This window comes from Lewinellaceae bacterium, from assembly GCA_020636105.1.
Lineage (GTDB): Bacteria > Bacteroidota > Bacteroidia > Chitinophagales > Saprospiraceae > BCD1.
This window is the reverse complement of sequence record JACJYL010000001.1, coordinates 3,710,981-3,735,527: the sequence shown is the minus strand read 5'-3', so window position 1 is coordinate 3,735,527 and position 24,547 is coordinate 3,710,981. Positions and strand designations below refer to the sequence as shown.

15 protein-coding genes are annotated in these 24,547 nt (G+C 43.9%); 2 read left to right on the top strand and 13 right to left on the bottom strand.

The window, feature by feature from the left end; translation table 11 throughout:
* Positions 1-250: 250 nt before the first annotated feature.
* Together H6571_13990 and H6571_13985 are read right to left on the bottom strand one after the other, a co-directional pair.
* A complete protein-coding gene (locus H6571_13990) occupies positions 251-1,504 on the bottom strand; it encodes a hypothetical protein (protein MCB9324846.1) in 1,254 nt (417 codons plus the stop codon).
* Positions 1,505-1,868: 364 nt separating this feature from the next.
* A complete protein-coding gene (locus H6571_13985; protein MCB9324845.1) occupies positions 1,869-5,393 on the bottom strand; it encodes a T9SS-dependent M36 family metallopeptidase in 3,525 nt (1,174 codons plus the stop codon).
* Between the two features lie 232 nt (positions 5,394-5,625).
* Between H6571_13985 and H6571_13980 the strand changes: the two genes are divergently transcribed.
* Entirely contained in the window at positions 5,626-6,435 is an 810-nt protein-coding gene (locus tag H6571_13980) for a hypothetical protein (GenBank protein ID MCB9324844.1), read from the top strand.
* A 67-nt stretch (positions 6,436-6,502) separates the two neighbouring features.
* On the opposite strand, the gene H6571_13975 is transcribed toward H6571_13980, so the two are convergent.
* A complete protein-coding gene (locus H6571_13975; GenBank protein ID MCB9324843.1) occupies positions 6,503-10,342 on the bottom strand; it encodes a proprotein convertase P-domain-containing protein in 3,840 nt (1,279 codons plus the stop codon).
* 256 nt (positions 10,343-10,598) lie between these two features.
* Between H6571_13975 and H6571_13970 the strand changes: the two genes are divergently transcribed.
* Complete coding sequence (locus H6571_13970) at positions 10,599-11,363, top strand: hypothetical protein (GenBank protein ID MCB9324842.1); 765 nt, start codon at positions 10,599-10,601, stop codon at positions 11,361-11,363.
* Positions 11,364-11,365: 2 nt separating this feature from the next.
* Here the strand turns inward: H6571_13970 and H6571_13965 are convergent, their stop codons facing one another.
* The 10 genes from H6571_13965 to H6571_13920 form a co-directional block, all read right to left on the bottom strand.
* Positions 11,366-11,956: a hypothetical protein gene (locus H6571_13965; GenBank protein ID MCB9324841.1), complete on the bottom strand. Its 591-nt coding sequence runs from the start codon at positions 11,954-11,956 to the stop codon at positions 11,366-11,368.
* A 5-nt stretch (positions 11,957-11,961) separates the two neighbouring features.
* Entirely contained in the window at positions 11,962-13,269 is a 1,308-nt protein-coding gene (gldE, locus tag H6571_13960; GenBank protein MCB9324840.1) for a gliding motility-associated protein GldE, read from the bottom strand.
* Between the two features lie 162 nt (positions 13,270-13,431).
* Entirely contained in the window at positions 13,432-13,920 is a 489-nt protein-coding gene (gene ssb / locus H6571_13955; GenBank protein ID MCB9324839.1) for a single-stranded DNA-binding protein, read from the bottom strand.
* Positions 13,921-13,943: 23 nt separating this feature from the next.
* Positions 13,944-15,023 carry an A/G-specific adenine glycosylase gene (gene mutY / locus H6571_13950; GenBank protein MCB9324838.1) on the bottom strand — a complete coding sequence of 360 codons (1,080 nt, stop codon included), beginning with the start codon at positions 15,021-15,023 and terminating at the stop codon, positions 13,944-13,946.
* 12 nt (positions 15,024-15,035) lie between these two features.
* On the bottom strand, positions 15,036-16,124 hold the full coding sequence (locus H6571_13945; protein MCB9324837.1) for an LptF/LptG family permease: 1,089 nt from the start codon (positions 16,122-16,124) through the stop codon (positions 15,036-15,038).
* A gap of 309 nt (positions 16,125-16,433) precedes the next feature.
* The gene (locus H6571_13940; GenBank protein ID MCB9324836.1) at positions 16,434-16,973 is read right to left on the bottom strand and encodes a hypothetical protein; all 540 of its coding nucleotides are present in this window, start codon (positions 16,971-16,973) and stop codon (positions 16,434-16,436) included.
* Entirely contained in the window at positions 16,966-17,436 is a 471-nt protein-coding gene (locus tag H6571_13935; protein MCB9324835.1) for a hypothetical protein, read from the bottom strand. The genes H6571_13940 and H6571_13935 overlap by 8 nt, the downstream gene beginning before the upstream one ends.
* Positions 17,437-17,544: 108 nt before the next feature.
* Positions 17,545-18,675 (bottom strand): tRNA guanosine(34) transglycosylase Tgt, encoded by a 1,131-nt coding sequence (tgt, locus tag H6571_13930; protein MCB9324834.1) that lies wholly within the window; start codon positions 18,673-18,675, stop codon positions 17,545-17,547.
* Positions 18,676-18,781: 106 nt separating this feature from the next.
* A complete protein-coding gene (locus tag H6571_13925) occupies positions 18,782-21,226 on the bottom strand; it encodes a T9SS type A sorting domain-containing protein (protein ID MCB9324833.1) in 2,445 nt (814 codons plus the stop codon).
* A gap of 692 nt (positions 21,227-21,918) precedes the next feature.
* Positions 21,919-24,522 carry a lamin tail domain-containing protein gene (locus tag H6571_13920; GenBank protein ID MCB9324832.1) on the bottom strand — a complete coding sequence of 868 codons (2,604 nt, stop codon included), beginning with the start codon at positions 24,520-24,522 and terminating at the stop codon, positions 21,919-21,921.
* Between the last annotated feature and the right edge of the window lie 25 nt (positions 24,523-24,547).

Here is a 24,547-nt window from a genome sequence, read left to right as displayed (position 1 = left end):
ATCAGATTAAATTCGGGATTTTTCTTTTACAAAAGAAATAAACCGCAAAATTTAGAAGTGTTTGGGTCATGGGTTAGGTGTTTTGAGACAAAAATTGACTTTTTCTCCAAAACCCACACGTTTTGCCCACTCACTTTTACACCTGCCTTCCTGCGTCTGCAGGCAGGTTTTACATTTAAAAAATACTTCAAATAATCAAAAAATTTCTATTTCAGACAGTTTTTGAAAATTCGGGATGACACATGTTTGTTTAGGCTTCCTCCTCGTTTTTCAGATCTTTTTTGAGGGTGCAGCAGAAAACAGCTCCTTGCCCCTCATCTGATTCCACCCAGATGTTTCCCTGGTGTTGTTCAATAATCTTTTGACAAATGGCCAGGCCCAAACCGGTTCCTGGGTGTTCGCCGTTGCTGTGCAATTTTTTGAACAACATGAAAATTTGTTTCTGAAACTCTTTACGGATGCCAATGCCGTTATCTGCGACACTTATTTTCCAGTAGTCGCCGAAATCTTTCATGGATAGGATTACCTGTGAAGGGACTTCCGGTTTTCTGAATTTTATGGCGTTGGTAATGAGGTTCAAAAACAACTGCTTCATTTTGGTCGGGTTGGCGAAGATCATTTTCGGGAGTTCTTTGACTTTTACCATGGCTCCTGTTTCCTTGATATAACCCTCAAGACCTACAAGAACTTCTTTCAGCAAGTCTTTGGTTTTTATTGGTTCAATACTATGGTTTTCTGTATTTACCCTGGAATAGGTCAGCAGGTCTTCGACAAGGTTGTTCATTTGCGATGCACCGCTTACGATCAGGTTAATATGATTGATAGCAGATTCATCGAGTTGCTGGGCATATCTGTTTTTGAGGAGTTCTGCAAAATTTCTGATGGTTCTAAGTGGTTCCCGGAGATCGTGTGACGCGATGTAGGCAAAATTTTCCAGTTGGAGATTGGAGTCAATGTATTTTTTTAATTGTCTGTTTTTTTCATCGAGTTCATTCAAATGTTCTTTCAGTGCCTCCTGGGCATGTTTTATTTCCGAGATGTCGTTGAAAATGGCGATGACTTCAGTTGGAGATACAAGGTTAATTCTTGCCTCATAATGAAACATGATGCCGTTTTTGGGCATCAAAAATTCAAATGTTTGTACAGCGCCCGATTCAATTGATTTTTTTATGTTGGAAAGAATGGCCTGGGTGATATAGGTTGGAAATACTTTGGTCAGTTTTTTACCTTTTAACGACCCGGATCCGGAAATGAAATTTTCAATTTCCTTGCTGGGATAACAATGGAGGAATTCACCCTCGTTGCTGATCAGGAATTTAGCTCCCGGCAATGCCTGGAGAATTGCACTTTGAAGTGCCTCGCTCTTTTTTAATTTTTGTTCCGGCAAGCTTAAATTTTCTTCTGTAGATCCAACTTTAACCTTTTCAAGGGTTTGCTTTTCAGCTCTAAAATAGGTTTTTCCTGTTTCTTTAAAGAAAATTTGTTGTGCTAATTGACGGGACATCCAATCTTTTTTTGCGATGTCAGAGGTTTCCTCATGTTGCATTTCTGAAGGTTTAGTTTGTTCTGTAGTATGTTTTCAGTAGATTCGGATAAGGAAGATCATAAGGGTTTTAAATTTTATGATCCCGCTATCCTAGATCTGCTGCATTAGGGGTAGTGTAAATAGTGTGACATTGTTGCTTTCTTTGAAGTACGGTTGTTTATACGTAAAAGGAGGGGTTTGGGATTCAAAAAAGATCAGAAATTTGTAAAAAAAGGGATAAAATCTCAAAAAAAAGATTTGGAGCCCTTGCTCCAAATCTTTTTCATAAATTTTGACTTAAAAAAAATTGATTTTTTTAAAAAAAAGTACCATAACAAATGTGTTATTTAACCAAAATTTTCTCAGTAAACAACTCGTTTCCAGAACAGATTTTTATAAAGTAAATGCCCTGGGGCAATGCAGATATATTCAGTGCCATATGGTGGCTGCCGGGGTTGAAGTCTCCCGCCTCTCTGCTCAAAACACGGCCATCTCCCGAAATTATTTCGAAAGTCATCGAGGCATTCCTGTTGAGATTAAAGTCAACGTTAACCACTTCTCCGGCCGGATTCGGAAAAATAGCATAATGATTATTGTCTAAAGTTTCCTGAACAGGGTTGGGGTCGCCTGCATTTACGACAGTGCCTCTTCCATCGGCAAAGGCGCAAACCACATCTCCTTCATCAGAATAAAGGCAAGCTTCGGTATGGTAGTTGAACATATCCGTTATCTCAATATCATCGACATACCAACCTGTACCGTCCTCTGTTTGCCCGGCTTCTTCTCCATCCGAACCGAAGCGGAAGCGAACCAGGATATACTCCCCGAGGAAGGGAGACAGGTCGATGTAAGATTCCTTGTACTCGAGGTTCTGGCCCCAAAAGGCATCTACGTTGGTTTGTGAAAAAGTCAAAAATGCAATGCCTCCGCGGTATGGGTTTCTAAACACCTGTGCGGAAACTTTTTCCCAGCTTTCGCCTCCGTCCACAGAGATGTCAACGTAACCGCCATCGGTTCCTGGTTCGGTGTCATATTTGTGAAAAAAACGCAATACAGGCTGGTTGCCGTAAACAGGAAAGGGGTCAAAAAAATAAAGCACCTGGTCATTACGCTCTTCCGTATCCGGCACAAACCATGAATAGCTGCCGGAATGGGGATCTGCACCGGAGATATTCCAAATGGCGGTTCCCGTAAGGTTATCAAAAACCCATTTACCGTCCCCATCTTCAACATCATCCAAAAACTGGCTTTGGGAGAAAAGCGTAATGGATGTACTTAGTTTATAAGAAATCGTTCTGGAATCTCCTGGTGGCAGATCGCCAATTGCAAAGGAAAGCATGTTGTCCAAAATTTCAACTGTAGCTCCCGTCGCGGATCCATTTATGAATTCAGCTCCTTCGGGTATTTCATCATTGACGATGATTCCGCTGACGGTCCCTTCTTTATGATTTCTCACCGTTAAAGTAACGGTAATTTCATCTCCTGCATTGATAATTGGGGTCACCTCCTTGGCTATTTTCAATTCTTTAATACACTCGGGAAGCACCTCAAAACCTGGAAATCCGTCATTTCGATCAAATACGGAGCCTTGATCAGCATCATAACCTAATCCTCTTCTGGCAAACACTTCCCATATCAGGCAGGCATTGGCACCGTCAAAAAGGATGTCATCGGCAGCGAGAATGGCATTCCGGCCATCGATGAAACCAGGGTTACAGGGTTGATATTTCATCCCATCCATAACCAGTTGGATCGCCATGTTATTACCCCCTGATCCCGTGGTTTGATCTTCATCAAAACCATACACATCTACCATCGCCCAGTATAAATCCCAAAGCACATCAGTCCAGATTTCTCCCAAAGGGTGCGGCTTGTCGGTCCCAATGATGTCATCATAGGTCTGGTTGTTGATGTTCATATTGGTCGAATAAGGTAAGCGGCGGATACCGCTGCCGTTGACCCCGCTTTTGTTGACATAATTGCCAATTCCTCTCGGAGTGGTTCCTGAATCGCCGGGTTTTACGGTACTGACCAGGGTGAAAAAATCACTCCAGCCTTCGCCCATTTGCTCGTCGTTAAAAAGGCAGGCTTCCTGTGCAGGGCCTCCGGTCAGCCTGTTGGAAATGCCATGACCGTATTCGTGAATGATCACTCCGTTATCAAAACACCCGTCGAGTACGTTGGGTGTGCCGTCATCCTGCACCCCGAGTGAAACAGTAATGCCTTCTTCGATCAATTGACGGAAAACCTGGCAAGCGGATTGTTCGACTATTATGGTGGGAATGGTAGGCTCCTCCGTACTAAAACTGCCTCCCATGGTAGTTGTACCCTGTTGATAATTACAGATGATCACCGCTATAGCCCCCGCGGCTTCTGCATTGAGTGTCTTGCGTTCAAATACGCAGTCGCCCCGGTCGATCAGGGCAATTTTCCCATTTACTTCATCGGCATTTATTATCGTACCACAACCCAGAGATGGGTTGTTGCTGTTATCGAAAGCTTCAACTAATTCCCCAATAATGGGTTCCGTGGTAAGCGGCGGGCCGTAAATGGCGTGTCCTGTATTATACAAACCGGAAATACTGGTGGGCTCCAATACATTGAGCAGCTGCCCGCCAGGAGAGTTCCACAGGTACATTTGCATCCTGCCCGGTGCACCGTCGGCAGGAGTTGAAAAATTTGAATTATTGGTGCCATTACCATCCTGGCCTTCCGCGTTGACCGGATCACTTCCATACCCTTCCCCGGAATAATTCGTGGTCTGGAAATTACCGGCAGCTTCATCAAAACCGTAGTGGAAAGAGAAATCGTGAATGTAATTAACCGTATAAAAAAGTTGGGTAATAGCAGCTTCCTGGTTGGCTTCAGGTTGTAAAAGCGGATCGAATGGGAAATCAAAAATTAAGCCTGATCCCCCTTGAGGTTCATCTCCTGTTGAAGCATCATTTTCTTCCGTGTCGAGGTAGGCATGGGCGTTGTTGCCTCTAGTGATTTCATATTCCGCACCAGCCTGTCCATCAGTATCATGCCATCCAAAAGGAGAGGCAGCGGTATCGTGCGGATCTATTACCCATTCCCGATCCCCGTGAATAGGACTTTCTGTCGGAAGCGGAAATACATTATAACTTCCTTCGGTAAAATTAAAGTTTTTTGCCTGCGGGGAATAAGGTATTGCTACTTCCGTGCAATCATCATCGTCTTGTAATGTTCCATCTGTTGAAAAGTTGCAATATAGGGTAAGGTCGTTTTGTTCAATTATTGCTCCGGTTACCGCATCTACGTGAATATTCCACATGTCGGGAGAATCTTTTGAATCGATCATGAGTTGCCAGGATAGCCGGACTTTCCCTGTGGATTGAATGGGGTGGAATTTTAGCTTAACCCTTATGTCGCTGTTGGAAATACTCCCGCCATCGAAAAGATATTCTTGTGAAGAAAGGGTTTTAATCAAATGCACCTGGTGACGGCCGCTTCCGGTATGAGCTGCTGCCAGTTGTATGGCCTGGAAGGCACTGATTTCCGGAGTGGAGGTATTGATCTTTGAAGCAAGATCAGGAATAAATGTGTTTGTTGCGAAAGCCACATTTCCTTCGGAAGTAATATGGATGCCGGCAATGGCATTATACACCCTGATCTCCTGATAAGTCTGGGTGAAATAGATATGTGTAATACCGGAATGTTTTGAGGTATAATGATCGCTGAGGTACAGGTTTTTAATATCATCCTGCGTTAGTTGCCACTTGGCTTTATTTTGTGTGAGGTAGCGTTCTGCAATATTGGAAGGATCGATCGCTTGGGTTATTCCCTTTGAAGGCAAACAACACATGATCAGCAGGGAAAGGCCAAATAAGGCGATTAATTTTTTCATACCGATTGAGCTTAATTTGTTTGGTGACAATTGCCGGGTAAAAGTAAAGAATAAAGGAAAAGCTTTTCCTTAAGGGATTCAAATTTATTCATTCTATCCGACAAATGGTGTGATTTCGGGGCGTAAGGCCTTTAAAACCAGTCGATAGGGTTTATTTTTAATTTATTGTTTTAAATACTTGATAAATAAAACAAAAATGTTTATATTTGTATTGGAACAATAACAGCTCATTATGAATCTTGAGATTTTAACCAGTAAAAAAGGGACAAAAGTAGTAACAGCGAGCAATCTTCATGCTGTGTTACAATTGGCGAATCACCATTTTGCAATTAATATTAAAAAATGGCTCGATGATGTTTACGAATTTCGTGACGGCATCAGAAAGCCGGAGAAAATGCGTGATTTTGCCCGCCGAAAGGTTAATGAAAATCCTATTTTGGACGACTATTATCTTTCAGTGGAACTGGCCAAACTGATTACCTTGAATTCGCGCAGTAAAGTCAAGCAAAAATATGCCAAGTGGCTGTTCTCTATTGAGGATAAAGTGGAGAATGCCGAATTGCTCACTTATGATCAGGTGGTGGCCGTTATTGAATTGACCAAAACCCTGGGACTGGTCTCCTGCCAGGAAGCCTGCGAACAGCAACACCTCAAAGTTTATGAGGACAGGAATGGTGGAAATGCTTCCAACTGGTGGTCGTACCGCGCCAGTATTCTCGGTTATTCAATCGATAGGTTAAAAGAAAAAATGTCCACTACGGGAACGTCCGCCAAAGGCAAATCCACCCGGAAATTACTGATGAAAACAGACAAGTATGAAATGATCAGAACCGGCGTGATCGATCTGTTTATGGCGATGGGGAAAAGTGATCGGTTTTCCCGGAACCTCGGCGATTTGGCCAAACTTTTTGCCAAAGAGCTTCACGTGGATATTTTTGACGATAGGGGAACCCTTCCTGCCTTCGCCCCGGAAGTCAACCGGGAAATCGTCGAACAGGTAAAACATTTAGAAAAGAACGGCATATTGGGCGTATGGCAATAGTAAAAAAACAAAGGCTGTCGAAATATTTCGACAGCCTTTGTAACATATTATGATCTTTTAAAAATCCTTATTCCTGCACAATGATCCTTTTTGTCAAGCGGGCACTTCCGTCAGTGAGTTTAACCAGGTAAACCCCGGAAGCATATCCTTCGAGTGAAAGGTTTGTTTTGCGTAGTCCTTTTTCAATGTATTGGGTTTGCAAAGCTTTACCATCAACACTGAATACTTCAATGACCACCCGGTCCTCTACTGCCGATGATAATTCAATATTAAGGTCTCCGGAAGTCGGATTGGGCGATAAAGTCACCCTTTTACCTCCCAGATCCTGGGTTGAGTTGACAGTATAGGTGAAAGTTAATGCTGAAGTGACGGCACTACCGCATTCATTCAAAGCGGTAACCCGCCAATAATATAATCCAGCCTCTGTAATATTCGACAGCGTATAAAGTGTACCCGGTATTGCTGCAGATTCTACAATATTGTCAAAAAGGGCATTGGTCGAAACTTCAACAAGATAATTCTCCGTATTCTCTGTGCCGTCCCATAATAATGAAATGTTAGGATCAAAGAAAGTGGATCCATTGCCCGGGAAGGTTTGAACGGGTAAACTTGGCGCGTACTGCAAGGTTACGGAAGTTGCCGCTTCTGATAGGTAAGTACCATCATTAAAAGAAAAGGTGATGGTAAATACGTCCGATGTAATTGCGGCAAATCCATTTACGGTAGCTGTAATGGTTGTTCCCGGGGTTACGTTACCTGGATCAACATTGTAAGACACGTTGAGGCTCTCTCCTGTTGAAGTCGAATAAGTAACGGATAATGGAGAGGCAAACCCGGCACCTACCTGCAAATTAAATGTCAGTTCATCCGCCAGACAAGTCGATTCATTGGTTGGATTTACAGAAACATTCAAATCCGGAATAGTGGTGAAACTAAAAACCTCCAAAGCGTCGCTGGATCCACATACTCCAATGGCCTGTACCGTCCAGTAGTATGTGGTGCCGTATTGCAAACCTGAAAGATTGTAATTGGTATTGGTTTGAGTATTGCTGAAAATAATGTTGTTAAAATCAGGATCGGTTGCCATGGAAACTAAATAACTGGTTGCATCACCGCCATTTACCCAATTCAGCGTTAGGCCGATTGGTGCGTCAACTGTTCCGTTGGCCGGTGAAGTTACAATGGCTGAAGCAGGAGGTCCTGTCAAATTGAGACTTAACGGCAGTGCTGCCATATCAGTGCCATCATTCCCAACAATAGAAACATTGTAAATTCCTGGAATGAACGCTCCTGAAATGGTAACAGTGGCCGTCCCTCCCGGTGCAATTGGGTTTTCACTAAACTCAACGACGGCTCCGTCAGGCAGGTTTTCAGCCGAAAGGGTTATTTCATCCCCCTGAAACCCAAGACCAGCAAGGATTTCAAAAGACAGCATTTCACCAACGCATGAACTGAAACTTTCTGTACCGGAAAAAAGCGCAACCTCATCAGGTACGGAGGTGCAGATCGTCAGATTCCAGTTGGATATTTCTCCTCCATCCTGGTTAAAAGCATCTGAAACGGCTAACGTCCAGGTCCCTGTCGGGTTTTCACCTATAAACGCACTAAACGCATTCAACGGCTGAAAATCGCCTTCAATAGCCGGGGAGTTCCCGCAGGAATTTTCAAAATCATCGGCACTGTTCGGAGCCGTATCATAAAAATTTGCATTGATATTGTCCCCATCACATCCATAAAAACTATTCGGAACCCCTGGTCTTTCAAAAATGATTATCGTCGTTCCTTCCGGAGAGGTAAGGGTTGCCGTAAGGTCTCCTATCCAGCTATGGGGAATATCCAGGTCGTCAATTCTTACATCAGAAATTAAACCCTGTAAGTTCACTTCAACTTCTGAGGTTACCGTTACTTCCCCTGAGTCGGAAATTTCAAGAGGAAGATCGGTGGGGGTAATTTGTCCGCAAATTATAGATGCGGTTGTAAAAGAATATATGTCGGAAGGGGGGGATTCCCCGCAAAGGTTAGAGCCGGTGACCATCCAGTAATAGGTCGTTTCAGAATCCAGAAGTCCGGTCATAACACTGGTTGAGGTGCCTGTGGATTCAAATATGATGTCAGTGAAACCAGGATCGCCAGCCAATACAAAATGGTAGGAAGATGCACCTGAAGTGGCTTCCCAACTGAATGCAGGAGCAAGAACTTCTCCCGCTGCATTGTTCACTGGAGCGGACAGTTGAACAGCCGATGGAATGCCTCCAAAAACATTAAGATACACGTTTGAAGTAACCGTCTGATCACTTCCCGTTCCGGTAATCGTAAGGGTATAGGCTCCTGTAGCCAGGCCGGTGGTATTGCTGATCGTTAAGGTCAAAGCAGAACCTGGAGCGGCAGGGTTGGTTGAAAATGAAGCACTGGCTCCGCCCGGTAATCCTTCAAGGCTTAAAGTTACTTCTTCGGTAAATGCTTCGCTTATATTAAGGCTATAGGTAGCATCGTTGGAAGCGCAGAGGCTGATATTAGGGTTATTGACGATAACGGCAAAACTACATACAGCCTGGCTTCTGCCATCCAGCACCATTACGCCTGTATTCTCAGGATCGAGCCAGTCTCTTAACCTGGAACTTGGAGTTCCTCCTCCTTCCCAGGAGCTGGCTACCCAGCCGAAGATGTCATAGTCGTCGTTTCCGCAGGATGCATTTCCGCCATGTAATTGGCCGATCACTCTTTTGTTGCTGTCAAAGAGAGGAGAACCTGATGATCCACCTTCCGTGGTACCAATGTCCCAGTCGGGAATGACCACGTGGTTGCCATTAGGGACTTCTGTTGACCCACTCCCCCAGGTACCCACATGAGGGGCATCAAATTCAAAACTGATGCGTTTTTCATCAGTACTTGGATGGTGAATGACGATCAGGGTGTCAGCACCAGGTAAGGTGGGCTCGGCGGACCAGCCTGAAAAAAAGGCATTGGCCGTCGAAGAAACATCATCATCCAGCTCCACAAGAAAGAAATCGGATGGCTGGTAATTGGCACGGTAAATTGATCCTGTGTTAAAATCGTCAAGGGAACCATCGCCGCCGCCGCCACTTTGTGGAGAGTTTGGCTGTCGGCAAACACTGTTGAAGTAGTTCCAGTAAACCACCAACGTTGGGGCATCACCGGCACTCATGCAGTGGTTGGCCGTCATAAACAACGGGGTGCAATCATTACGGGTATTGTTTACAAGGAACCCTGTACAGTAGGTAGTTCCTCCATTTCCATATACAGCAACGGACTGAATGATATCGCGATAATTATCCACAATGCCCCAGCCATCATCTGCCCCGCAGATGACATCGAGGTTGCAGGATCCTGAAACGATGGAAGTAAATCCCATGAAGTCGTGATTAACGGATTTTAGTTCCAGTTCCAGTTGATCCCGGTTGGCATCGGGCACCTGTACTTCGATCACCAATTCGTCGGCTTCGAAAACAGGGGTCCATAATTGTTCGTGATCTTCATTGTCGGCCGGAGTAAAAGGCCCCATCACTTTTTTCTTATCCATTGAATAAAGGATGAGGCTTCCGCCGTGAGGCATAAAAAATTTGGTAAAGCCCAGGTTGAGGGTTTTCGCACCCGTTGATTTTATGCGAAGGCGCCAAACAGCTGTACCATCGTCCATTAACTCCCAGTTTCCATGGGTGTCAGGCGTTATGTCCACTTCGATGGCCACCGCAAAATGGGGGGCAATCCCGGGGCCACGTCTTTCCAATTCGGCTTGCATTAAAGCATCGTTATCCTGCGCAGGCATTTCTGCCACTTCAACGGATGAAAGAGGAATTCGGGTTGGAGCAATCCTTTGATCGAATTGTTGAGCGAAAATGCTTCCTGTAAAAAGAAAGCATAGGAGGAGGATTTGAATTAATCTCATACTAGAAAAGGTAATTTTGTTTGTAAGAAAATGCCTGGTAAAAGGGCACTCAAAATAAAACTTGACCAAATGTAGTTTATTTGAATCATTAATTTTTGCTTTTTGGTGTTGTTTAATAGCAGGAGAAAGACAAAAAAATGCTTTATTTCGTCACACTTGCCGTTGACCTTTTTTGAAGGGTAAATAATATCTTATATCTTGCGGGAGTTATCACTATATTTTTTGAAGACCCGGCTTTTGAAGAACTTTTTGAACAATGGAAGACCACACTATATATTTTTATTTATTGGTGGCCGTTATGGCGATCGGGGTATTGCATTGTGTTTCCGTCGGGGTCCTCTTCTTTTTTAAACGATCAGGGGTTAAAAGAGCCAATTATTTTTTCGGCTTATTACTCATCGCTATTGGGCTGACTTTACTGCACAATATTTTCATCATTAGCGGAACTTATGAACAATATCCAAGGTTGAAATTCCTGCCGATCTATTTTACCCATGTCTTGCCAGTATCCCTTTTTTATTACGTAAAATTGTCGTTGTACCCTGGCTACAGGCTTAGGGCGAGTGATGTCAAACATTTTTTGTTGCCAGTTTTACAGTTTTTATTTTTTGTCATCATGTTTTTTATGCCGGTGGAATTTAAGAGCAAGGTCGGCCGCCATTTTTACAATCCGTTTTACGGGGCATTTGAACAGTTTTTGTACCTGGTCAATTTTGTCTCCTACATGTACTTTGGATATCGCTACATTATTCAACGGCAAAAAACGGTAATCAAAAATAAAGCACTGAAGCAAATACTTTATTTAAAAAAACTGATACAGGTATTGTTCGTTCTTTTTATGATCCATACGGCTTTTATCGTTGGAGATTTTGCAGGTTATGAATTGCTCAATATCAACCTGCAGACGGTAAAACCTTACGCGGCCTTAGGAGCCTTGTCTTTTGCCGCATTGGCTTATTGGCTGGGAACATACGGGTTCCAGGTTTTGCTCTGGGGCAGAAAGACTTTTGGCAAGGAATAAATTTATTTCCACTCGAATGTTTCAATCATTTTCATAATGTCTTCGCGCACAAATTCATAAACAGGAGCCAGGGAATCCGGTCTTGCCTGAGTATTGAAATAAAGTGCCGCACGGAAAAAATGATTCGTGGTGTCAGACAGAAAAAACTGAAAAGGGGAAGCAGAGGGGCCTTTCATTTCAAAAGCAAAACCACCCACATTATTGTGATTTTGAATAAGCATTTCTTCTATATAATTGGCCCGTTTATTGTGCCAGCCAGCCAGGTTGAAGGCGTCCTGCCTTAAGCGTTCAAAGGTATTTTCTGAGTCGATGGTTCGATAACTACAGTGAATACTTCCATCAAAAGCGGGGTAATAAATATTAAACCAGCATGGATGAATAGGAACTTCGTCAAAAAATGAAGTGTCCTGGATTATTTTGGCACTCACTGGAGCCATAAAGGTAAAATCGCAAAAACCTTCCTCAAATGGTTTATAGCCCTTTTCGGGAAACATAATACGCGGGAAGGCCCTTGGTTTGGGAGTATAACCAGCATCGTCAGCGCAGGAAAAAAGGATGGCTGCTAACAGGAAAAAAAGGAACGTTTTTTTGATCACCATTACAAAGTTTTAGGAAGTTCGATGCGTATTTGTTCAATACGGCGATTATTGACTTTTATGACTTTAAATTTAAAATCCTGAATGTCGAATTCTTCGGATAGTTCCGGTAATCTGCCTGCTTTTTCAAGGAGAATTCCGGCAAGGGTATCTGCTTCTCCCCTGATTTCTTCAAAAGTAATGGTGTCAATTTTTACTTGTCGGCAAAAATCATTGATAAGGGTTTTACCCTCAAAAATAAAAATGCCCTCACCCAGTTTTTTGTATTCAACATCGGCTTCCGTATCAAATTCATCCTGGATTTCACCGATAATCTCCTCCAGGATGTCTTCCATCGTCACAATTCCGGAACTGCCGCCGTATTCATCTACCACGATGGCCATGTGCATGTGTTCTTTTTGAAATTTTTTAAGCAGGGAATCAATTTTTTTTGATTCCGGAACAAAAAGAATATTTTTTCTCACCAGGAGTTTCCAGTCAAAATCTTTATCTTCATTCAAGTGACCGAGCAGGTCTTTAACGTACAAAATCCCCTTTACATTATCGAAATCCTTTTCAAAAACAGGAATTCGAGAATATCCCGATTCGCGCACAATTTCGACAAGTTCTTTATAATCCAGGGATTCATCAATAGCCACTACATCTACCCGGGGCCGGATGATCTGGCTGACGGAAACCTCGCCAAAATTGACAATGCGTTTTAAGAGCAGTACCTCTTGGCTGGTGGTTTGATTGGCATCCGCCGTAAGATCAATGGCTTCACCAATGTCCTGACGGTTGGCAAGGCTACCTCCGGGCCGGCGTTTTTCCAGCCGTTTTTCTATGCTGGTGGTCCAGTTGACGAGTACCAGGCTGAAGGGGTGGAATACCTTGCTGAGCAGCCACAAAGGGGTTGCCATTATTCTTGAAAGTCCGATGTTGTTGTGACGCGCATAAACCTTTGGAGCGATCTCTCCGAACAATACCAAGACAAAGGTTACACCAATAACGGTAATTAATAAACTCAGGACATTGGCCAGTTTCGCGCTTTCAAGAAAGTTGTCAAGATGAAATGCAGCGATCAGGCTTTCCGACCAGCTGTTGAAAATACTTTCAGGTAAAACCTTGTTTAATACAAATGTTGATAGAATCACAATGCCAATGTTGATAAAATTATTGGCAATCAGGATGGTGGCCAGAAGTTTTCTGGGCTCATTCATCAGGGAAATTATCCTGTGATTATTATCTTGTTTTAATGTTTCAAAATCAGTAGGACTCAGGGAAAAAAAGGCAACTTCCGATCCTGAGATCAAAGCGGAACTCATTACCATTAAAATAATTGCCAAAAGACCTATGATAACGTCAACGGAAGGTACGTTGTAGAGGAATAACGATAATTGAAAAAGCTGTATAAAACTATCCGGTTCAGGTTCCAAAATGAGGACTTAAGTCAAAAAATACTGAGCCTCCCGTAGGGGAGCTCAAATGAAATATTAAAACGGCAAATCGTCATCTCCTGCATCAATTACAGGAGGTTCGTCTGCCGGTGGAGGAGATGCTGCAGGGGCTGATTCTTCTGCCCTTCCAGCGTGAAAAGTATTGGCTTCATCGGCCGCAGAAGGGAAGTTGTCGCCCCCTTCATATGATTTATCACCGTCTCGCTTGCCCAGAACTCTGAAAGAATTGGCCACTACTTCTGTCGTTTTGCGACTATTTCCATCCTGATCCTGCCAGGAACGATGGGTTAACTTACCTTCTATATAAACCTGCATTCCTTTTTTTAGTTGTGCTTCTGCTCTCTCTGCAAGGGCTCTCCAAACGACAACATCGTGCCATTCGGTCAAGGTTTGCCATGTCCCGGTTTTATCTCTGTAGTTTTCATTTGTGGCAACTGAAAATTTTGCAACAACTGCTCCATTCTCCAAACGACGCACTTCAGGGTCACGGCCTAAATTTCCAATGAGGGTCACTTTATTAACCATAGTGTGTTTTATTTAGATTATTGTTATCCTAAATTTAGAAAAATATCTTCTAAAAACAAAGTTATGATTCTCGGGAATGCAAATTTACTCAAGTTTTCAATATCAACCCAAATAAAATCATCCGGATACTCCCGGGGCATCTCTTTGTTGACTTTCCAAAAGTTCGCGATAATTTTCTGATGGGTCAGTTGTTGCTGTCCGGTATGAATCAATTCCGCGACATTTCCCTGAAAGGAATTGAGTAATTCATGTCCGGCCAAACCGGGTTTTAACATTTCTGCCTCCTCCATGGCATGTGTTGATTCAAACAAGGGAAAGTCATACAGATTTTTCCAGATGTCTTTCTCTTTCCTTTTCCGGATCAAAATCCTGGCATTATGCTCAACAATGAAGTAATGAAAATAGCGAACCTTTTTTTTGATCTTTTTATTTTTCACAGGGAGCGCATCGATGGTGCCCCTGGCAAAGGCCAAACAATGTTCCCTGAGAAGACAATTGGAACATTTGTAGGCCCGGGGGGTACATACGGTGGCCCCGAGATCCATGATCGCCTGGTTGTATTTGCCGGGCTGATCGGTTAGGACCAGTTCCTGGGCCAGGTCACCAAACAGCCTGGCGGCTTCACGGTCGTCAATATCCACCTCGATCCCAAAAAAACGGGCCAGCACCCTGTAAACATTGCCGTCCACCACAGCATGAGGAAGATTAAAAGCAAAGGAAGCTATTGCGGCTGCGGTGTAAGGGCCAATCCCTTTTAGTGCCTGAAGTTCTTTAAGCGAGTTCGGAAATTTCCCGTCCAGCACCACGGAAACGTGTTTTGCTGTATGATGCATATTTCTTGCCCTGGAGTAATACCCGAGCCCCTGCCACAATTTCATGATCTCATCCTCGGAGGCTTTCGCCATATCATGCACGGTAGGATAGGCCCTTTTAAATTTTTCATAATAAGGAGTGCCCTGCTCCGTGCGCGTTTGTTGAAGAATGATCTCGGACAACCAGATCAGGTAAGGGTCCTTGATGCCTTTCCACGGAAGGGGGCGATCGCTTTGATCGTACCATTCCATGAGTTTCCGGGTAAAGAATTTTTTGTTTTTGAAGTCCATGGATGTTAATTCCTATTTCTGGGCATTGGCCAGGAGTATTGCCGCTACAATTCCGAAGATGATATTGGGGAGCCATATGCCGAGCAAAGGAGGCAATACCTGTCCGGTGGCAAAAACGATTGAAAAACGCGACAATAAAATATACATGGCGCCGACTCCTACTCCAACGGCCAGGTGGAAGCCGATGCCCCCCCTGACTTTCCTGGCAGCAATCGATACCCCGATCAGGGTCAGGATGAGAATGGTAAATGGTTCGGCGGACCGGCGGTAAAGTTCAATCTCATATTTTTCGCTGCCGCCGGTGCCCCGCGTTTTTTTGTCATTGATGAAAGTAGTGAGTTCAGGAGTGGTCATTTCAGATTGCTGGTTGAGGAAGTCCACGAAATCCGAGGGTCTTAAGTTAAAAGTAGTATCCATTTGTTTTCCCGTTCCTATGATCAAAGACTCATTCATATCATCGAAGGTACGAATCTGGTAATTGCGCAGCCGCCATCGATTGGGAGCGCCCAGCCATTCGGCAGGATTGGCTTTAAGCAAATAGACCAACTGGCCGTCTTTATATCGTTCCATCATGAAATTTCGGGCCGAACTGTCTCTTTTGTTGTATGAGTTTACATATATCTTGGTATCCGGCGAAAGAAACATGTGCACGTCACTGGTTTTGCCTTTGTCATTATTTTGCCAGATGAATTGCCGTTCAATATTGAGCCTTGTTTTGTTGCCTTTGGGAATAAAGTAATGGTTGCCGGCAAATTGCATCAGGGCAAGGATAACCGCTACGAAAAGATAAGGACGAAGCAACCTTCTGAAACTGATCCCCGCATTAAAAACAGAAATGATCTCCGAATTAAAGGCCATCCTGGAAGTGAAAAAAATCACGCTGATCAGGGTAAAAAGCGGCCATAAAAGCCCGGAAATGTAAATGACAAAATTCGGATAATACTCTAAGAAAATCTGCTTCTTGGTAATGTCGGTTTCGATAAATTTTTCCACTTTTTCGCTAAAATCGATCACCGAGGCGATCATCGCAAAGATGAGGACCACAAAAAAGAAAGTTCTAAAAAACTTGACAACTATGTATTTATCAAAAAGGTTGAGCATAGAGCTATTAAATCCATTTAAATCGGGTCGGCGTTTAAGGTCATAATAGACAACGTAACCACCCCGGTTTTCGATGCAGGGCAAAGTTAGGTTTTTTGCCAGACATGTAGTCTTTGCCGCGATAATCTTATTGATTTGAAAACGCTTAAAAAATAAATTGACCTATTTGAGTGCAGATTCCTCATTGCATGGGGTGAAGCGGTTGGCAAATAGGTCATTTTTTTATCAAAACTCTAAGCTACCTATCAGATGTCAGCGGGAAATAGCTCAAAATGCGACGAAGGATGAATTTTAAAGATGCCCTAAATATTATGCCCTGAATTTCATGGCATCTTTAACTTTTGAGGCTTCTTCTTTCCTTACTTCATTATCTTGTTTGATTAAATATTCTTGTTTTTTAGTTATTAATTTCCACCAGGTTAAGGCAGGAATCAACATGCCGGAGTGTTTTTCCAGGCGATAGGTTAATTCAATATTTGGCTCTTCCCGATCATTAATTATTCTACTTAGTCTTGTGTAATGGATGTCTAAATCTTCGGATAATTTCTTTTTTGTACGTTTTAAAATCCGGGCATATTCTTCAACCTGTTTGCCAAAACTTTTTTCAGGGTCGAAAGTTTCATTTTGGAGGTAATTTTCAAGTTGATATCTAAAGCGAAGCAGGTCAGAATATATCCGTTGTTCTTCAGTGCGTTCACTTAATACTTTGAAACGAAACGCCTTTAAAGCTTCATTGGCTTCTTTTTGTTCATCCTCAGTTAAGTTTGCCGGAATCATCATGGACTCCGCAATTTCTTCAACGGTATATTGCTTGAGAAGGTCTTGATATATTTTTTCGTAATTATTCATGGGTCAAATATTTTTCAATGATGGATTGAGCGGTTTCCAGAAAGACCACCATATGGGTTCCCATATGTGAAAAGCCAAATTTTTTATGGTAGTAATCAATTAGGTTTGTTTTAGGGAATAAGGATACAAAACCGTCGTACCCTTTTTCAAAAGCTGTTTTGCAGGCAAATCCAATGAGACTGCCTGGTATTCCTTCAATAATTTTTGATTGGCCTTTATTTTCTTTTGAAGATTCAATTAATCGAATATGTATTCTTAATTCTGAAGGAATATCAGCCAAGGAAATTAAACCGAGCGTTTCCTCTTTGTCGATTCGTTTTATTCTGTATACATCATAATTAGACTCAAGGGACCAATCAAAAACAAAATTTTTGTTTCCTTTTAACTTTTTTACCTGCTCTGTTTTCAATCGCTCAATTTCTGCTTCAAATTTGTCGCCCGTTTCCACATAAAAAAGCTTCATAGTAAGTCTCTATTGTGCTATAAAATTACTAAATAATATTTACAAAATCAATAAATATTATTAATTATTTTAACTATAAACTTCGTTTTTACAATATTATTAAAATCCCTACAACCGCTGATCCAACCTACTCACCATACCATTCTTCCAACTCGTAAAATCACCGGCAATGATATGTTTTCGGGCTTCACCCACCAGCCACAGGAAAAAGGACAGGTTGTGGATAGAGGCAATTTGTGCCGCCAGGTATTCTTTGCCGTGCACCAGGTGTCGGAGGTAGGCTTTGGTGTAAAAACGACTGGTGGGGCATGGGCCTTCTTCATCGATGGGAGAAAAATCATTCTTCCATTTGGCATTTTTGATGTTGATGATGCCATTGGCCGTGTAAAGCAACCCGTGGCGGGCGTTTCGGGTCGGTAATACACAGTCGAACATATCAATACCCAGGGCAATGCATTCCAAAAGATTGACAGGTGTACCAACACCCATCAGGTAGCGGGGTTTGTCTTTGGGCAGGTACGCACAAACCTGATCCGTGATGCGGTACATATCTTCAGCGGGTTCCCCAACAGAAAGCCCTCCGATGGCATTGCCTTCCCGCTCAAAAGAAGCAATGGTTTCGGCGGATTCTTTTCTCAAATCTCCATAAGTACTGCCCTGTACGATGGGAAAAAGCGTTTGGGAATAGCCATAAAGTCCTTCCGTTTCGTCGAAACGATCACAACATCTTTTCAGCCAGCGATGGGTCAGGTCCATGGAGTTTTTGGCATACCGGTAATCACTTGGATAAGGCGGACATTCGTCAAAGGCCATGATGATGTCGGCCCCGATCTGACGCTGGATGTCCATCACATTTTCAGGCGTAAAAAACTGGCGCGATCCGTCGATATGGGACTGGAAAGTGACCCCTTCTTCCTTGATCTTTCTCCGGTGGCTCAGGGAATATACCTGGTAGCCGCCGCTGTCCGTCAAAATGGGTCGATCCCATCCGATAAATTTGTGCAGACCACCGGCTTCCTGTAGCACTTCAGTGCCCGGTCGCAGGAAAAGATGGTAGGTATTCCCAAGGATGATCTGTGCTTTTACATCCTCTTTCAATTCGTGTTGATGCACGGCTTTAACGGAACCCACCGTGCCGACAGGCATGAAAATGGGGGTCTCTATTTTTCCGTGATCGGTTTCGATTAATCCGGCTCTTGCGTTAGAGGCCGGGTCGTTATGTTGTAACGTGAATTTCATTCGTTTGAAAAATTGATGGTGCAAAAGTAAGCTATTTTAAAACAAAAGGGGCATACCAAGTGGCATGCCCCGTCCAAAACGAAACCCTATTTAATTATCTTACTGATTATCGCGTAATCACGAGCCGTTCACTCGTCATATCATCGCCTTCTCCCATTTTCAAAAGATAGGTCCCTTGTGGCAATTCACTCACATTGACTGTCGAGCTGTTTTGCCCGGGTGAAGTTTCTAGGTTCACCTGTTTGACCATTTGTCCCATCATATTGAAAATCTGAATCGAATAATGGCTGTTCTCCTTGCTGTTGAAATTTATTTGGAACTGATCACCGGCAGGATTAGGGAACAGTTGCACCTTTCCAGTCTCAGGAAGCACCCCGCTTTCTCCGTCTTCCAGTATCCCGCTGCCGCAGCCGGCTCCTTCGTGGATCTTTACATTTCGGAAATAAGAATTGCCGTTGTGTTGCCCGCTGTCATGATCGGCTACGAAGAAAAAACGGTCAAATTCCCCGGTATAAAACTGCCCGACAGGGATGGCGTAATACTGCCAGTCCCCGTTTCCGGAATAGTTATCATAATTCATAATACCCCATGCCTGGGAGCCGTGAACCTTCACGGTCAGGTTATAGGAAATAGTCCCGTTGTTGTCAAACCCGATCCCGTGGATCTCGCCTTCAGCGGTTGACCTGAATTCAAATTCCACCATGGTATTTTCAGTAACGGTATAATCCAGCATAACGGCTTTCCATGAATTATTTTCCAATTTCAGTATGGTGTTGCTGCTCAGCAGTTGATACGAACCGACATCCTGGCTTCCTCCGTAAGTCACGATTGGGTAGGTGTTGAAATCGATTTCCAGGCAGTCTTCATTACCGCCACCGCTCTGAAATGGAGCGCAGAAATCCGTAATTTTAGCCAGGGTAAATTCACCACCCTCGGCGAGCATATTTCCATCGGCATCCTTCAGCGTGTAAGACCCCGGGCCATAATCACAGCACATGCCGTCGCCATAACTATCAAACATGGTGAAGGTGTAACAACCATCAGGAACACAGACGGTATCTCTGACGATGAGCCCTGAACTTGCCTTGGGGAACGGTCCGCCAGTAGCCATTACGGTCCCTGCTCCGTTTTTCAGCTCCCATGTATTTTCGGAGCCGTAATTGTCGAGCACGATGGTTACAAAAAGTTCATTGCCTGTACATACGGTGGGGTTGTCGTTGCCCCCACCGCCACCGCCGCCATTGCTGCATGGTTGTGTACAAGAGGCATTGTCAATCATATTCCGGATTACATTTCCAGGTTGAATGCCAAACCCAAGATTAAAATTAATGCCTGCGGTGGTGATATGGCAATACGACATAATAGTACCCCCGCCTGATGGATAACCGGGATTGCTGCAGTTGCCTTCAGTGTACCCGGCGCATCCGTCGATAGCCGTATTGTTGCCATTCCATACGCAGGCATGTGTGTGATGGGATCCCAGCAGGTGACCCAGTTCGTGGGTCATGACCATCACGGTAAAAGAATAAGTGGGCACGGTTGAAAAAGAGTTGCCGACGCTGGCAAAACTCATTCGCGCGGCCACATAGGGGTGACACAATCCTGATAACACCGCAATGCCACCGCTGGCCTGGTAGGAAATGAGTTGCCCCAGATCGCCGTTAAAACTGGTGCGATAATTCTGGAATTGCGTGAGCAATGTACCGCTGGAGGTACCGGAATAAGGGCTGGTGGTATTCCAGACAAATATTTCGGAAATCACCAGGCTTACATTTTCATTGGCATAAAGGGTGGCCACCTGGTTGAAAATAGCCGTGATGTAATTCACGGCACCCGTAGTGCCTCCTTTGTCAGTATAAATGTCATGATCTACCTCAAAATAAATGCGCACACAGTCTCCCGGGCCACGGTCCTCAGATGGACTATAATCCAGTTGCTCACGTGTATAACCGGGGCCGTCATCAGGAGTGTCGCAGTAAGTTCCCATTCTATCGACGACATCCTCATCATTGTACAAAACGTAATCACTTTGATTGTTTTTTTGATTAAGCTTTGCAAGAACAAGGTTGCCGGTTGCCGTAGAGCTGATCAGTCCGGTGACTTCTCCCTCGAAAATACTGACGGCGGCAATGGAATGTTGATCTCCCTTGATAATGCCCCTGTAATGCAAGCCACGATCAACTTTTATGGGTCGGTTGGAGGAACTTTCGACCACCGAAAACTGGCCATCGAAAAGGTCTACCTGTACCAATTCCAGCTCGATCGAATTTCTTTGACCAGCGGGAATGATGAAACTCATCTGCTCCGGAGCCTCAAAAGCCAGGCGCTGAAGTTTTTCAATATCCAGGGTTAAAGATTCATATTTGCTTAAAGCACCATTGACTGTTTTCTGTTTTGCAGCCGGCTCAAAAAGAGAAGCTGCCTTGAAAGTTTTTCCCTCATTTTTACTTTCGAGGATCATTTCGGCGGGCTTCAGTGACGTGTATACAGATTGTGCAATACCCGTCCAGGCCAGGGTCATCCCCAGCAGGAATAAAATTAAAGATCTCATACTTAAATCGGTTTTTGGCTGTGCCGTTTTGTTTGGTAATGATCAAAAAAAGACCATTAACTAAGTGTTTTTTTTGTACAGCAAGCCTGTTTAAATAAATAGTTGCATTGCCGGGCCGGCTCAAAAGCTGCCCTTTGAGAAAACGGAGAAAACCAATTTTTGCCCACGCAAGCCCATGGTACCTGCATTCAGCTCGAACGAGTATCTCCAAAAAAATAAATAAATGTAAAGTTTCAATCGCCTTATCTTCAGTGTAATGGATACACCGGTAGATAAGAAAGTCAGCTTTCAAAAGGGTTGAGGTTCTGTTGCTTGAAAATGGGTGTACTAAGTCCATTTCCTGATTGAGAATATGTACGCTTACGTGTGGGGATAATTTTGCGGGGATTTCGGTTGCATGACTTCGTTGCAAAAGAAGTCATTTCATGCACCATAGAAAAGTAACAAGTTAAAACTTCTTGCTTTTCCCAAGCGCACATCCGGGGAAGTCAAACATTGGATGTGTAGTGATTCGCATTGAATCGTTTGAATGGTAAAACGGCCCTTATTTTATAAAAGTATTGCCGTTTTGAAAAAAAAATGAGCCAATTAGGGAATGGTCACATTCTGAAGGTTTGTGGTAGGGTTTGGGCGTAAAAAAAAATCACCCGGGGAAAATAAAAATATTAAATGGACACAATTCCTGGCTTATCTCAATCCAATTGCCCTGCCAGGACACAGGTTTCCTTAAATTGTTCCACCTTGCCTTCTGAGGTAAATAATTCGGCCCAGACGATATAAATGCCCAAACGAGCCTTTTGGCCGTCTTCAGTGGTGCCGTCCCATTTGTAAACTCCTTCAGCGGCGAGCAATTCATTGGCTGCAATTTGCCGGATCGGCCGGCCGAGGGCATCATAAATATGCAGGTTGATGAAAAAGCCTGGCTGATCGGTAGCGTAACTGATCTGCAGGATATCTTCGTAACCGTCATTGTCAGGAGAGAACGTGGTATTGGGAATGGAAAGGATACTGCTTCCCGGTTCAACAGGAACCGAAAACTGTGAGTTTTTATAAGTTGGCGTCGCATAACCCGCTGACGAAGCGGCTGAGTGCCAGTTGCCGAAACTTTGGGTAGGAGCTTCCGGGCTGAGTCGTTCAAGGGAGATCCCTTCTTTATTTGTCAGTAAACCGAAATGCATGTTTGCATTGTAATCAAAAGAGTCGATGGTGATGTCGTTGTATTTTATCGTCACATTTCCGGCATCGTTATCAAAGCCCGGCAAATCGTTTTTTACCAAACGATCCGGGAATTCCACAAAATAGCGTTCCTGAATATCTTCGGGGACCTCCGAAAAGACAACGTATTCGCCAGGAAACAAAAGGTGTCTTCCCACATAAGCGGTATCTTCTTTTTGAAAATTGACCAGGTAGATGTCGTCGAGGTCAAAAATTTTATCGGAACGATTGTATAATTCAAGGAAATCCGCGCCGAAGGTTTCCGGATCAAAGAGTATTTCATTGACAACGATATCGTTGGCTTCGGCAGCCTGTGGTAATCCAAAATAAACAGGACCTTCAGATTGTAAGGCATTGCCCAGGCAATCGGCGATGCTTCCCGCAGCCGTAAGGGAATAAACCACGCCCAAAGAAAGCGGTGTACTCAGGGTGAGTACAATAGTATTGGTTTCCGGATGCTGCACAAAAGCATTAAAAATGGAAATGCCGTCTGAAATGGAAAAAGAAGTCGGAGAAACGGTGGTTTCGTCAATCGCTTCGTCAAAAGTGACCAACAGCTCGAAACCGCTTTCCGCGAAGGCGGTTCGCAATACAGGGCCTTCGGTTTCCAGGGGCTGGCCGAAAAGGGAATTTTCCTTGCCCGGTGTTCCGCCGTCGGGATCATTGGAAGCCCTCCAGTTGCCACTACAATCGTAAACGTTATTCAGGTCGATCATTTCCAGCGACCACCCGCCATCGCTCTTCCCGCTATTGCCGTACCAGGTGTCGGAATAGTTGACTTCAAAAACAATGGCGCCATTTTCATCGAGGATCAAAAGTTGCCCGCTGCCATTGGTGAGCGGAGGAAAGGAGGCCAAAGCTACGGCAGGACCAAAATTTTCGAAAGCAGACAGGAATTCATCATCACAAATGGTTACATATTGCCCGGGGATCAGGAGATGTTCAGGCAATGATTTTTGTGAACCGTTCACGGAAAATTTCAATCCCGATAATTGAAAAACCTGGTTGCTGTTGTTGAATATTTCGATGTATTCAGCTCCGGGCAGACCGGCGGGCGCAGGAGAATTGTCTGCCATGATTTCAGTAATAATGATTTCATTTTCTGCGGGAGGCTGAATATTTAAAAAAGTAAATTCAGTTGCTTGGTTCGTCAAAACATTTCCTGCCAGATCCTCAATGTTCGAAACGGTGACGGAATAGTTGACCAGGTTGATCAAGGGCGTAGCGGTTTCCAGCAAAACCATGTTGGGATTTCCCGGAACCAGGGTGCACTGAACCGGGTTGCCAATGCCATTGTCAATAAAATAATTGGCTGGATTTTCCGCAGTTAACACGCTTACATTTTCATTAAAAGTCACTAAAATGCTCGTCGCCGATTGCGCTGCTGCTTCCATCAGCAAGGGGGGCTGAACATCCTCATAAAGTGGATCGATGAGAACATTGTCAAAGAAAAAATCTTCGCTTCGGGTGCTGGTATATTCGCAATAAAAACCAAAAAAATTACCCATCAGATAGGTGAAATCCGTAAACGTTCCTTCCAGCTGGTAATCGGTTCCCCCGTTGTAGTCGGTAAAAACGGACCATTCCCCTTCGGTGGATCGTACGATTTTTACACTGGATGTCGCGGGGGCATTGCCTAGGGTGCCGGCGATGCCTGAAAAGAGCAATGTGCTGTTATTGCCATCCTGACGGTATAATTCGATTGCATCGTCACTTCCTGTTATGCCACCTGCCTTGACATAATAACCTTCCAGGCTGCCACTTAGATCACTGTTTGAAGCGCTCAGGTAGATACGTGCGAAATTACTTGCTGAGGGAGCGAACTCCATTCTGAAATAAAATTCCCAGGTCGTAGCTTCTGAGGTGGAGGTCAGGGCGGGAACACTTAAAAAAGAGGTGTTGGAGGATGCCGGTGCGGGGTCAAATAATTGAAGTTCCCCGGCATTGACGGTAAACTGATCCGTATTGCCTTGCCAGGATGGATTTTCGCTAAAGTTATTGTCTGAAAAATCATCCATTAACTGCGCAGCCCCCTGATTGAGGGTGAAAAAGAGAAGAAAAAGAAAAAAAATTGCTTTCATTCTTCAAATAAATTATATTTAGATA